Here is a 12,598-nt window from a genome sequence, read left to right as displayed (position 1 = left end):
ATGAGTGCGTTTGCTCTCTGAGGCAAAGTCAGATTAGTTATAGTGTCTGGTGAAAGCCCCTGTGCTGATGGCTGTAACTCCTCCGGTTTAGAAATAGAAGCCGCTTGGTGAGTGTCCCGAATATCTATAGTCGGTGATTGAAACTGCTTAATATCTACGGTGGGTGGTAACTGGGTTTGAGCCTGTGCGATAGCACTTACCTCAGACCGATTCAGCCGGCTGTCAATGGTCACATCCTGTAAATGGAGAGCCATACTTTGATAAGTAGGTAGCTGACGACCCTTGAGCTTGCCAAACCAGCCAAACATCCAGCGATAAGCATAAAAACGTTTTCCTGGCTCAACTTGGGTTAAATACTGCCCAATATTTTCAAATTCAGCATGAAGAAAGGCGTACTCTTCTGCTGATTGTCGCTCTAGAAATTTAACGGTATTAGCAAGATGATCCGCTTGATAATTGCTTCGATTATCATAGTCACCGGCACGAGCTAGAGCGTCTATAAAGTTGCCACGTACAAAAGGTATTGGTGCAATTTCTTTAGTGCGGTTGGAGTGTTCGACAACAAACCATAGCCATGCAGCACCGCCAATTAAACCACCAACTAATGCCATTGGATTGACAGCATAACAAACCGCTCCTATCCCAGAAGCCAGCAAACCAAGTACACGGGTCATGTCTGCTTCGTTCTCAGAAACTCGGGCCATTTCAAATAGTTGGTCTTTGCGTTCTTGCAACCATTCAGCAATATTCCCAGCTTCTAAATGCGAGAGACTGGGATATTGCAATCGCAGATATTCTGTTTGTTTAGTTGTGATTTTGGGGATATTATTTTCCACAGGTTAAATCCCTTATTGAGTTAAAAAGCCGCCAAAGTTCGCACTCAATTTAGCGGCTATTGATTATCAGTCTTTAGTCAATCGCCAGATGGCAAACCCAATTTCGCCTGCCATCATTGTGCCGATGTTAAATAAGATGCAACCCAAAATCATGAATGGGGCTGTGTAGTCGAATGGGTTACGAGCCGCAAAGGTGGTGACAATATCGAACGCCCAAACCGCAATCACAACTAACCCTGCACTAGAGCGATCGCGTGTCCCTGCGGTTTTGTAGTCTTGCCACAACTGGCCTACCAAGTCAATCTTGCCACTAGGCTTGGTTTCAAGCTCATAGACCATGTGATCTTGAAGTTCCCGCCTAGCTGAATCTGGGTTTTTACCGCGTAGGGCATGGGCTTCGATTACTTGAACACCCACCGAAACCATAAATGCCAAATAAAACAAGGGGTTGAACAGTGCAAACGGCACATTTAGCCAATTCCAAGCCGGCTCAAACCAGGGTAAAACAGGGGGCCCAGTAAAGATTAATTGCCAAGTTGAATCAGCACTAATTACAGAACCGCCAATAAATAAAATCCCACCTACCAAGGCACGACCCGCGCCACCGTTAGCAACAAACTGATTAACAATCGCGGCGGCGGCTCTAATGGGTAAGCCAACAATCATTACAACAGCCTTGGCACAAAAATCTATGATTTCACCAAGCGTTCGCTTCTTCCCCTTGGGTTTACCATCGCTGTTACCAGTGCTATTACTTTCTGCACCAGATGTTCCTAACGCCATTATTTTCTCCTCACTGGTTTGATATTTTGAACGCTTTTACATACCTCTTTGGCTTTGTGCTTCCACTTCCAAATTCCTTCTTCAATTCGCCCAATACACTTACCCGTTGCGTCAAAGACATCAACAATCTCGTCATCTTGATAAAGGGTTGGGTCTGGTCTGGGATTGCGTTTACTACTGTCAAAATAATTGGTGATTCTCAGTTTTCGAGTTGTGGGCATGACTCCGGCTTCATATAAGGCATCGCTGGTTTTAGCCCGTTCTTCTATGCGTTTACGCTCTAATCCTTCGGTGGCTTTTAATCTCTCGGCTTCTGCATAAGCCCCCAACTTGGATACTAAGGGAATGATTACAGGCAAGAAGCAGACCCCGACACCAGCCAAGGCTAAATACAGTTGCTTCTTGTACATATCACTGTGCCATTGCGCTGATTAGTGCAAACTTCTCCCATTGCTTTAACTCATGCAGTCGTTTCAATACTGACTCGGCTTCGTTGCTAGGAGCGGTAGAAGATTCACACTCTAACCATGCTTGATGAGCGATTTTTGCAATTAACCAGAGTGTGTCTGATTCGCTCATCTTCTCTAGTCCTTCGCCCCATGTCTCACACATATCTTTAATCAGTGCGTTGTCGTGAGAGAGGGAGTAATATCCTACGGGGTGCGCCATTTTGATATCCTTGAATGTGTGTACTGATTTCATCCCTGATCTAAGTCACTTGTGCGAACGCTTTTCTTGACCGGGCAAGCGTTTGCACAATTAATACTCATCGGAACTGTTAGCGAGTTGTACTTTTTCAATGCCATCTAAAACTTCAGATATTGATTGAATGGCATCATTCAAAACCAAGTCGTTTGATGTAGTAAAATGCTCTGATGTTTGCAGTCTCCTATATTCGGGAGTAGCTTGAATCAACCTTAAAGTTTGCTCACATCCAGCCAGAATGATTACTATTTCTTCTGTGCTAACGTTGCTATTCATTTCGCACCTCGTTTGAAAGTTAAACTTGATATTATTCACCTCTTATCGCCTCCAAATCTCCTAAGTTAATTTGATGATTGTTATTGACAGAGAACCTTTCATTCACTACTTTTTCTAAAGCTTTTCTCAGCCAGTAAGCTGGGGTTGTACCATCCATTTCTGCAAGCATTCTGATGGCTGGAGTCAAGTCTTGAGGAACGTTGTAATTAAGCCGCTTGTTTAACATCGGTTGTTTCTCCTAAGTAAAGTTTTTTCATTTCTGATAAAGCAACGGTTCCCGGATTTTCTGGGATCAACAAATTACTTTCTGGAATGCAAGATTTAAGTAATCTTTCTTTGATCAACATCTGCACGGGTGGGATCGCAAATGCACCGCCACACAAAGTTACTTTGCTGCGTCTGGCTTTCACGGATATGTCATCTAGGGCGTAAGCCAAAGGAGAATCTTTCATCCATGAGTGAATCGCGTTTTCTAACTCAGTCCCAATGTCTTCGCCATCAGGTGCAATCGCACTTATGCCGTTATCACCAACAGTTGCAGTTTCTAAAATCTCGCGCAGTTGGGAAGGGCGAATCATTTTAGAAGAATCGGTGTTGCTCAATGCTCTGGAGAATTCTTTGATTAGTGTGGCAACGCCACCGCCACCGTTCGGACTACAAGTTACCCGTTTTGGTAACTTGCCGAGATTACTGTATTCGCTGATTGTGGCTGTACCATATCCAATATCAAAAGTATGGAACTGTTTATCGTCAAAGCGTTCGCTTGCCCAAAGTGACGCGCCATATCCCTCTGGAAATCCCAGAAAGCCAAGTTTTGAGAAGCACAGACGGTATCTAACACCATCTACCCCTATCCACTTGCATTGTTCAATGGCTTTTTTTAGTTCTAATGGAGAAGCTAGCGAGAGGGTTGATAAACGAATGTGCAAGGTTCTACGCTTGTTGCTTGTACCCGTGGACAACTCAAGCAGATTCGGCAGAGATGCGATTGCACCTAATGCAAGGATGGGGAAGTAGTGTACTTTGTAATTCTCGGAATCACTCATCGCTATATATTCCTTACCTTGCAGTCTGGCGGAACTACCAACAACCCAATGCTCTACAACATCTTTGTTGTTTTCATCTTTGGCTCGGCTTAGGCTGAAAGCTCCTAATTCTCCAAAGGGTACTGATGGCACACAACACACTAAAGATTCAGTCTTCATCACTGGTGTTGTGCCAGTTTCGTTATTAACGAAAGCCTGATATTTAATACTGGAGCGTCCAGCATCTAGCATCAAATGAATTACCTTTTTTGATGGCATCGATGCTTTCTCTGTTATAGTTTCAGGCTCGTTTATGTTGAGTGCGTCCGCGCTTATAGATGTTGGTTGTTTTTTAGGTCTTGACATATCGTAAAACTCTCAACTTTTTATCGTCACTGTCACAAAGAAAAGTAGTCGTTATCAACTAACGTTTCATGTTTCATGTTTCATGTTTCCGGCGAGTGTCAGTGGCGTTTCACGGTTGTTGTGAGGCTGAAACATTGATGCAACCGTTGAAACTGTTTCATCAAACGTTCTGTGAAACACTACTGAGTATCTTGGCTCTCAATAGCCTGAGCCTGTGCCAGCATCGAGTGAAAGCAAAATCTGACTTTTTATCGGTTGCTTTCTTGTAGCTCATAATAATCCTCCATGTGGTTTTTTATTCTTGAAACTGCGCCTTCGTATTGAAAGCGCTCAACTAATTGCTGAAATTGAAATAAAGCCTCGATAGTTCCTCGGCTGTAGTATTGATTTCCTGAAATAAAGTCAAAGTTTTTTGGTTGTGTTAGGAGAAGATATTTTAAATATCTCCAACAAGTAATTCGACTGATATTAAGCAACTCTCTGACTCTTTCACTGCTTAACCCATCTATGTCAGAAGGAAGTAGAGTTGCTAAGTTTTTTGTTTTTATCTGGTTAAAGTCTGCAACAATCATGAATCAAGTGTGAAATATTTCATATTTGTTTCTCGGATGTTTCACACTTCAAATAATAAAAAAACCCGCACGAAGCGGGTATACAAAATAGTGACAAAAATTTCCTTTAATTTTTAAAAAAAATGGCGTAATTTATTGACCCTAGTTCTTCCCATTCTTTATCAATTCTCTCCAAAATCCATTTCACGTAGTTTGGAGTTTTACACATCCAATTACGGATTGTCCGGGGGTCACGGTCAAAAAATCCACTCAACATTCCTTTCAGGCGACTTTCTTCAGTGCGATCGCCTTTCGCCCATTTGCACACGAATTCGAGTAAAGTCATAGTTGCCCTCCATTGGCTCAATCTTTGGTGGGTTGGAAGCTCCCCGGTGTCGCAAGCACCGGGGGCAATTTGGGTATATTATCATGTTTTTGAGTTTCTAGGATAATTGTGCCAGCATTTAGGGTAGAATGAATGCTACAACAGCAATAAAAGTTATGAAATGGCTTATCAGTTTAATCTGTCCTACTACTACATAACTCAAGAACACGATGATTACTTGACTGCTTTTAGCGAGGCTTCTGGCGACAGCCGCCAAACCTTAATCATGCAATATGTGCGTGGTTGGCTAGGTCGAAATCGCTCTTACTATGAAGCTTTGGCAAGATTGGACGTTGCCAAAAGAGGGATAAGTATTGATGAGTGGGTCAGTACAGTTGTTAGTCAAGGATTCGATGCCTTGCCTGATTACAAACAGCCAATAATAAATGGGGAAATCTCCCAAAACCCGCTAGGGCATATAATTCTGCCTAGCAATACTATCAAGCGAGAGAGCAACTATATCTCGCTAACTAAACAGAATTTTGTTTTGTTGAGAACCGCCATTCACTTTGATGGAGGGCGGATTGCTCATTTTATCTCTAAGGTCATTTACGAGCATCTGTTAAGAAACTGGCAGGCACTATATGCCAACCAAGTCTCGGCAGAAACATCAAATAACTGGTTATTAGCAGGAGAAAAATGATAACTACACCAACAAATGAACTAACGAAAGAGCAAATACAGAAAGCAATTGACTTGATAATCGACCGGATGCCTCAACAGACAGAACTACATCAGGAAGCCCTGACAGCATTCCGACAAGGCAACTATGCATTAGTTAAACGACTTGCTGCATTCAATCCACTTGATCGATATTGCAAAGCATTGAGTTTCATGGGCGGAGCATTTAATCCGCAGGCTATAAGCTCCGGGAACACCTTCACGATTCTCAATGAGAGCATTCTAAACGTGGCTGAACTCGCCAAAGAGCGCACAGCTACAGAGCTTGGCGCAGATATTGCACAAATATTTAGTTGATACTGAAGTGCGATCGCCATTGTGACTCCTAACAGCGATCGCACTTCAGTAGGTTGAAATATTTTCAAAAAAGAAATTGATTACATCACAAAATAAGAAAAAAAGACAGAAAAGCTTTTCAGTACAGTGATACAAAACAAGAAAAAAGCAAAAATTAACGCTCCCTTTTTGCTCTCAATCTGTTAATCTAGTTTTCAATTAGTATGCAATCTTATATACACAAAAAAAGATTGCTCTTTTCATAAGCCTGTATCAGAGGCGAAAAAAGCAACTAACCAAAAAACATTAAAAGTTTAATTTAGTCAATGGTATCACATTGATTGTCGGAGTTGTAAGGTTGGTTGCATTAATTTCTCGCTCTTTGGCAGGCTACAAACCCTCGCTTTAAAAGGTTGTAGTCATGACAGATACATTCACTCCGATCGCCACTTTTGACATCCGCAACTTCCAAGACCAACTAGAGCCAGCCAAGGAGAAGGGCAAGTACATCTGCCCAGCTTGCGGGGGGCATAACCTATCCATTGTCCCAGAAACCGGGAAGTACAGATGCTTCAATAATTGTGAGTGCAAGGACATCCGAGAGGCAATCAAACCTTGGGATGAAGTGCTGGCAGAGCGACAAAAAACTAATTTCAATGCAGCACCAAACAAAAACCCAATCAGAGTTAAGACGGTCAAGCCCAACCCAACCCCAATTCCAGATGGCGAATTAGGTTTGGTAATGTTGACCGAGCCAGCGACCAATATTCCCCAACCTCAAAAATTAAAGAGTAAGCGAAAGGGCATCCCCGGAAACGCAACCGAAACAACCTATCAATACTCCTCAACCCAATGGATTGACCGTTACGAATGGGCAGACACCAGTAAAGAGAAAGGTTATGACAAAAGTTTTCGGCAATGGCATAGACTCCCCGACGGCACACCAGAAATGAAGAAGGGTGATCAACCTTGGGGGGCATATCGCATTGATGAAGCGCTAGCCTGTACTAAATCAGTGAATGTAACCTCGGCACTACTCCAGCATGAAGGCGAGGGATGCGTAGAAGTTGGTCGCTCACATGGTCTTGCTGGGATTACGTTTCAAGGCAGTGGATGGGATAAGAAAACAATCACCCCAGAATATCAACTTATCAAGGATTCAGGCATAGGATTAATTGTTTTTCTGCATGATGCTGACGACACTGGCTTAAAGAAACTCCAGACCTGCCAGGACTGTGCCGACGAGGTGGGGATTGCATTTATTGGAATTAACCCTCACGACATCTGCCCCGATTTACCATATAAATCAAGTGACATCAAAGAAATCTTGGGGCAGATGGAAGTACCAGAGTTTATCCGCAGGTTAGAGCAGGAGATCCACGCGGCTGTGGCAGAGCGTGAGCAACTGGCAAAGCTGCAAAATTTTGATGATCCTTTAAATGATCTTGATCCAGTTGTCAGCTTCATTCAAATTGCTTTCAAAACTCTCTATGGGGATAAGAACTGGATTTGTGCTGCGGATAAGCTCTACTTTCACACTGGCAACCACTATAAACACTCTCCCGACGACACAGAGCGTAGACGGATAACTAATTTTTGTAACTCCTTTGCAGTTGAAAATGAGCAAGGTAAAAAATCTTATCCCTACGCTTCACCCAGTTCCGTCAAGAAGGTTTTGGAGTGGGCGAAAATGCGAACGGGAATTGAAGCAGAATTACTCAATCCGCCAGGGATTAACTGCACTAATGGGATAGTTAGACCTGTTTTGATAGGCAATAAAGTTACTCCCCGACTAGACCCGCACACCCCCCAAGACTACTTCATTTATGAACCATTGATTGAATACAATCCCTCGGCTGATACTACAGATTGCGACCGCTTACTTGAGTGTTTGGACAAACCACAACGAGAAATTCTTTTGAGAAATCTTGCCGCTTCGATTGACCTTCAAACTGTTAGGAAGCTCAGAGGAAGAGAGGTAAAAGCAATTCTAGCAGTTGGGCTTGGGTCTAACGGTAAAGATGCTCTGCGCGAGTGTGTATCAATCATTTACGGCGAAAATGGACTAACTTCTGTCTCTTTAGCAGACTTCCAATTGTACGACGAAGGCAGGAAGTTTAACTTAGCTCCATTGATGCACAGCAGGGTAAATTGGGCATCAGAAAACCCACAAACGTCGAGAATCGACAAGATTCAAAGCTTAAAATTATTTGTCACTGGTAACAAACTCCACTGCGAACGCAAGGGTAAAGACCACATCGAATTTACCCCTGAAGCCATAGGTATTTTTAACTTGAATGAAACACCATCATTACAAGGAGTTATGAAAGCAATTCAAGATAGGATTGCAGTTTTGGAGTTCAAGAAAACCTTTGAAAAAAATCCAGATCCTAACAATCCAAATGAATTGCAGGCTGACCCAAGATTTGCTTACGACAAGGAATTTATCAGAACGCATGTTGCCCCAGCATTCCTAAATAAAATGCTTCAAGCACTAAACGACCTTATAGAAGAAGGCATTGATTACGAATGTACAACTGATGCTTTCTACAACCTTCAGAAAGAAAATAATCACCTATTTGACTTCATAGAAGCCGCGAACATAGGCTATGTCCCTGGTAAGGAAATGACTGCAAAAGAGCTATGGGTAAGACTGGAACATTACTACACTCAAACTGGCACATTAACTATAGATTCCGATAACAACCGCAGAACGTGGAGCGAACAGGTTAGACCCAGTGACAAAAACGTAAAGGGTATCAACCAAGTCATCGCCAGAATCGCCCAACTCTTCCCCAAGGCTGTCAAGGGAACTAGGTACTGTGACATTGCTAAAAGAAACATCCCAGTACTCAAAGGCATTGGCATTTTGGAAGTTACCCGCACCACATTAGACGAAACCCGCACCACTTCCGCACCACTTCCCGCACCAGAAACAACGCATTATCAGGACTTCCGCACCACCCGCACCACTTTTTCAGATTCCCAGGAAAAAAACATTGAAGAGTCAGAAATGAAAATTCAATCGCTTCCTATCCCAATGGAAAAAGAAGAATATGCCACCTCAACTGGTGCGGGTGATGCGGAACCCTTGCTAGATATGGAAAACTGCTGCGGGGAGTCTTGCGGAACTGGTGCGTCAAAGCTAGAAAGTGGTGCGGGTATGCCAACTGAGGATCAGGCAGTGAAAGACGCGCCAATTGCATCCGATACTGTTTTGGTAAAAGCTGAGTCTGAGTTCTCATACTCACTGTTGCAGATTGAAAAAGACGGCGGGGACATCGCAGGGTTTGTTGGTTGCCAAGTAGAAGTGCGATCGCTTAGTGGTGCGGTCAAGTTCGCAGGTGAGATGATTAACTACGACTCCAAGAATGGAATTGTGACTGTGGCCACCGAGCAAGGGAACCGAGATGCAATTTTATGCGAGACGTTTGTAATTGACTAAGGAATGCAACTGCCCATCGCTACTGTCGTGACTGCGCTTAATCGAAAGCACTTCTAAATTAGGTTGCTCCATGTCCTGTATGACTACCGAATTAGAGGAGATTATGAGTAAGCCATCGTGTTGATTGATACCAATTTTCAATGACTGTCAAAATATGCCGTAAACTACCCCTAGTATCCCTCTACTGTACCAAATGACAGTCGTTTGACAGTCATTGTCCAAAACCCCGATGACTGTCAAACGACTGTCGTTATACCCCCTAAAGGTGCTTTTGGGCGTATTTTGGCAGTAGGCAGTAAGGGCGATTTCTCCCCCAAAAGTGGATTTCGGGGTTTTGTATAAGTGATACCATACTCACTATGGTTTCATGCCCTGCGGGTGGCTGCGCCATCTCTCGCTGCGCTCGTGACATGAAACCGCCGTTCGCCCAAAGGGGTTTTTGAGTACTACAAAAGTACTGCATTTGTCGCATAAATCTTTGATGTCGCCACTAACAATTCTCAGAATTGAGAAACTAAAAACATTCGGCAACGTTGCCGGAAGTGATGACCATGTTACCAGGAATAGAGAAACACCCAATGCAGATCCAACGAGAGAGAATGTCCGGTTGATTGGGGGAGAAGACGAACGCGCATTAGAGGAGATAGTTATAGAAAAAATCTCTACGCTACTGCATCACCCTCGGCATGATGCAGTGTTATGCACCGAAATGTTTCTCTCGGCATCGCCATCATGGGGTTATATCTGTTGTGTGGCTCCCTGAATAAATAAATATTTGCAATAGTCGAGCCAGCACTGACTGGCGCTCACGCCAAATTAAGGTTTTGGGGCGGTTAGGCTATCTTATTGACATTAGTAATTCTCGGCTAAAGCTTGGCATTATAGCGGTAAGATTGCAAAGTTGATTAAGGAGCAACAGTCATGAGTTTAATGGCAGGAAAGGTTGCGATTGTTACTGGTGCGAGTTCTGGGATTGGTCGTGCAACTGCTCTAGCTTTTGGTAAAGCTGGAGCAAAAGTAGTTGTCGTTGCCCGTCGTGAGGCTCAGGGAGAGGAAACCGTTCATTTGATCCATGAAGCAGGCAGTGAGGCAGTGTTTGTCAAAGCCGATGTCACGCAAGCAGTTGATATTGAAGCGATGGTAAAAAAAGCAATCGAAACTTACGGTTGCCTCGACTATGCATTTAATAATGCTGGTTCGGGAACCTCTGGCAAAATTGCTGACTTATCTGAAGCAGATTGGGATCTTGAGATTAATGCCAATCTCAAATCAGTTTGGCTATCAATGAAGTACGAAATTCCTGCGATGCAGCAATCAGGAGGTGGAGTGATCGTCAACATCTCTTCTCAGGGGGCATTGGTTGGTGTTGCTAATTACGGAGCCTATGGAGCTGCCAAAGCAGGTGTAATTGCCCTCTCCCGTGCGGCTGCGGCTGAGTACTCTGCGGATCGAATTCGGATTAACACGATTAGTCCGGGTGCTGTGAAAACGGATCTATGGGCAGCTGCTCCCCCGGAAATGTTGGATCAAGTTGCAGCAGGTATTCCGTTACAGCGGATTGGGGCACCAGAAGATATTGCCTCGGCAGTCGTTTGGCTGTGTTCCGATGGTGCTGCATTTGTAACTGGACATAACTTGGTAGTTGATGGCGGATTTACAGCCGTTCAGAAATAGCCCGATACTTTAAGAAGCATTACCTACAGAGAGTATCAGGCATGATGGAAAAGCCAGATGAAAAGGAAACCGGACGCATCGAAGCATTTAGCGATGGAGTCTTTGCGATCGCGATCACGCTATTAGTGTTGGAAATAAAAGTCCCGAACCACAGCACCGTAGAAACCTCTGGTTTAGTGTCAGCTTTACTGTCTCTCTATCCGAGTTATCTGGCGTTTCTGACAAGCTTTGCCACAATTCTTGTTATGTGGGTGAATCACCATCGGATTTTTAGTTTAGTTCGACGCAGCGATCATGTCTTTCTCTATTGGAACGGACTTCTGCTGCTATTTGTTACCTTTGTGCCGTTTCCTACAGCAGTGCTGGCGGAGTACCTGCTTCATCCAGAGGCAAAAGTTGCGGCTGGCATTTATGCAGGAACGTTTTTGGCAATTGCAATTGCATTTTTCGGACTATGGAGACACGCATCGCAGGGTGGAAGGTTACTGGCTCAAGGAGCAAAACAAGAAGATGTTTTGGAAATCACAAAACAGTACCGTTTTGGATCGCCATTGTATTTGACTGCTTTGGTTTTGTCATTTGTGTCGGTATGGCTTTGTGTGGGTCTTTGTATTGTACTAGCCGTGTTTTTTGCGTTTCGAGGACTCTCGTTGAAGCGTTCCTAACTCATATAAGTTCATTTTTGAGAGCCAGCAGTTGACGGTATGCTTCTTATCGAAAAAGCAGACGTATTTATTAATTGATAGTTATTCGCAATAACTCTTGAGTGGCTTATCTATCAACGGAGTAATGGGGCTTCAAGCGGTGTAGACTGTCCATAATATGGCGCGTAAACCGGACACTACCACCGAGAATAAATGAGGCTGCCACCCCCAACTCGTCTACCTAACAAGCATTATAGGTCTAGAGAATACCTTACACCAAGCGAGGTGCGATCTCTGCTGAATGCCGCACTTGAGCGCAAAGCTCGTTATTCTCACCGTGATTATACACTGATGCTGCTCATGTTTCGCCACGGTCTGAGGGTAGGGGAAGCTGTAGGGGCTAAGTGCGGTTTAAGATGGGATGCACTGATGTGGGCCGAACGTCAGATTTTCATCACCAGGGAAAAAGGTAGTGACTCTGGGGTGCATCCCTTGAGAGATGATGAGTTAACTTTGCTCAAAGAACTTAGAGAGATGTTGCCTGATAGCAAATATATTTTCGTTTCCGAGCGTGGTGAGGTGATGTCCACTGATGCAGTGCGAAAGCTAATCGGGCGGCTGGCAGCACAGGCTGGGCTTGATATCAAAGTTCACTGTCACATGATGCGCCATGCCTGCGGCTACTATCTGGTGAATCAGGGTTACAACACCAGGGAAATCCAAGACTTTTTGGGACACCGCGATATCAAACACACTGAAAAATATACAAAGCTCAACGCTCGACGTTTCCTGAATTTTGATTGGGGAGATTTGTAAAAATTACTTGTTGCGGCTCGCAAACATAAACGCTCCGGCTTGCAAACAAGAAAATTGTTGGCTCAAATTAATTGCAAATAAAATTACACTTCGGCTCACATTATTTGCAAACAGGCTCATTATTATTTGCAACGG

The 12,598-nt window shown here is 43.8% G+C and carries 16 protein-coding genes and 1 pseudogene; 7 read left to right on the top strand and 10 right to left on the bottom strand.

The window, feature by feature from the left end; all coding sequences use genetic code 11:
* The 9 genes and pseudogenes from H6G92_RS36500 to H6G92_RS36460 all read right to left on the bottom strand — a co-directional run.
* Positions 1-836 (bottom strand): annotated as a pseudogene (locus tag H6G92_RS36500) (hypothetical protein); the annotation flags it as partial.
* Between the two features lie 66 nt (positions 837-902).
* Positions 903-1,619 carry a hypothetical protein gene (locus H6G92_RS36495; RefSeq protein WP_190901466.1) on the bottom strand — a complete coding sequence of 239 codons (717 nt, stop codon included), beginning with the start codon at positions 1,617-1,619 and terminating at the stop codon, positions 903-905.
* Positions 1,619-2,029 (bottom strand): hypothetical protein, encoded by a 411-nt coding sequence (locus tag H6G92_RS36490; RefSeq protein ID WP_190901464.1) that lies wholly within the window; start codon positions 2,027-2,029, stop codon positions 1,619-1,621. Before H6G92_RS36490 ends, H6G92_RS36495 begins: the two co-directional genes overlap by 1 nt.
* 1 nt (position 2,030) lies before the next feature.
* Positions 2,031-2,288 carry a hypothetical protein gene (locus H6G92_RS36485; RefSeq protein WP_147262597.1) on the bottom strand — a complete coding sequence of 86 codons (258 nt, stop codon included), beginning with the start codon at positions 2,286-2,288 and terminating at the stop codon, positions 2,031-2,033.
* 90 nt (positions 2,289-2,378) lie between these two features.
* Positions 2,379-2,600: a hypothetical protein gene (locus tag H6G92_RS36480; protein WP_242059478.1), complete on the bottom strand. Its 222-nt coding sequence runs from the start codon at positions 2,598-2,600 to the stop codon at positions 2,379-2,381.
* 31 nt (positions 2,601-2,631) lie between these two features.
* Positions 2,632-2,826, bottom strand: coding sequence for a hypothetical protein (locus tag H6G92_RS36475; protein ID WP_190901462.1), 195 nt, complete (start codon positions 2,824-2,826; stop codon positions 2,632-2,634).
* On the bottom strand, positions 2,807-3,991 hold the full coding sequence (locus tag H6G92_RS36470; RefSeq protein WP_190901460.1) for a hypothetical protein: 1,185 nt from the start codon (positions 3,989-3,991) through the stop codon (positions 2,807-2,809). The genes H6G92_RS36475 and H6G92_RS36470 overlap by 20 nt, the downstream gene beginning before the upstream one ends.
* Positions 3,992-4,239: 248 nt before the next feature.
* Positions 4,240-4,563: a hypothetical protein gene (locus H6G92_RS36465; protein ID WP_190901458.1), complete on the bottom strand. Its 324-nt coding sequence runs from the start codon at positions 4,561-4,563 to the stop codon at positions 4,240-4,242.
* A gap of 106 nt (positions 4,564-4,669) precedes the next feature.
* A complete protein-coding gene (locus H6G92_RS36460; protein ID WP_190901456.1) occupies positions 4,670-4,888 on the bottom strand; it encodes a hypothetical protein in 219 nt (72 codons plus the stop codon).
* A 160-nt stretch (positions 4,889-5,048) separates the two neighbouring features.
* Here H6G92_RS36460 and H6G92_RS36455 point away from each other — a divergent pair, with 160 nt between their 5' ends.
* The 3 genes from H6G92_RS36455 (at position 5,049) to H6G92_RS36445 (ending at position 9,329) form a co-directional block, all read left to right on the top strand.
* Positions 5,049-5,570 carry a transposase gene (locus H6G92_RS36455; protein ID WP_190901454.1) on the top strand — a complete coding sequence of 174 codons (522 nt, stop codon included), beginning with the start codon at positions 5,049-5,051 and terminating at the stop codon, positions 5,568-5,570.
* Complete coding sequence (locus H6G92_RS36450) at positions 5,567-5,905, top strand: hypothetical protein (RefSeq protein ID WP_190901452.1); 339 nt, start codon at positions 5,567-5,569, stop codon at positions 5,903-5,905. The genes H6G92_RS36455 and H6G92_RS36450 overlap by 4 nt, the downstream gene beginning before the upstream one ends.
* 400 nt (positions 5,906-6,305) lie before the next feature.
* Entirely contained in the window at positions 6,306-9,329 is a 3,024-nt protein-coding gene (locus H6G92_RS36445; RefSeq protein ID WP_190901450.1) for a DUF5906 domain-containing protein, read from the top strand.
* Positions 9,330-9,588: 259 nt separating this feature from the next.
* Here H6G92_RS36445 and H6G92_RS36440 read toward each other — a convergent pair whose 3' ends face one another.
* The gene (locus H6G92_RS36440) at positions 9,589-9,801 is read right to left on the bottom strand and encodes a hypothetical protein (protein WP_190901448.1); all 213 of its coding nucleotides are present in this window, start codon (positions 9,799-9,801) and stop codon (positions 9,589-9,591) included.
* Between the two features lie 9 nt (positions 9,802-9,810).
* On the opposite strand from H6G92_RS36440, the gene H6G92_RS36435 reads away from it, so the two are divergent.
* The 4 genes from H6G92_RS36435 to H6G92_RS36420 all read left to right on the top strand — a co-directional run bounded on the left by H6G92_RS36435 (position 9,811) and on the right by H6G92_RS36420 (position 12,463).
* Positions 9,811-10,092, top strand: a complete 282-nt coding sequence (locus H6G92_RS36435; RefSeq protein WP_242059477.1) for a plasmid recombination protein — start codon at positions 9,811-9,813, stop codon at positions 10,090-10,092.
* A 158-nt stretch (positions 10,093-10,250) separates the two neighbouring features.
* Positions 10,251-11,003, top strand: coding sequence for a glucose 1-dehydrogenase (locus H6G92_RS36430; protein WP_190901446.1), 753 nt, complete (start codon positions 10,251-10,253; stop codon positions 11,001-11,003).
* Positions 11,004-11,044: 41 nt separating this feature from the next.
* Positions 11,045-11,668, top strand: coding sequence for a TMEM175 family potassium channel protein (locus H6G92_RS36425; protein WP_190901445.1), 624 nt, complete (start codon positions 11,045-11,047; stop codon positions 11,666-11,668).
* 192 nt (positions 11,669-11,860) lie between these two features.
* Entirely contained in the window at positions 11,861-12,463 is a 603-nt protein-coding gene (locus tag H6G92_RS36420) for a tyrosine-type recombinase/integrase (RefSeq protein ID WP_190901443.1), read from the top strand.
* The last annotated feature ends 135 nt before the right edge of the window (positions 12,464-12,598 follow it).

The organism is Nostoc foliaceum FACHB-393, assembly GCF_014698505.1.
Classification (GTDB): Bacteria; Cyanobacteriota; Cyanobacteriia; order Cyanobacteriales; family Nostocaceae; genus Nostoc; species Nostoc foliaceum_A.
Note: the sequence above shows the minus strand (reverse complement) of the source record. Positions and strands in the feature narration are given on the sequence as shown.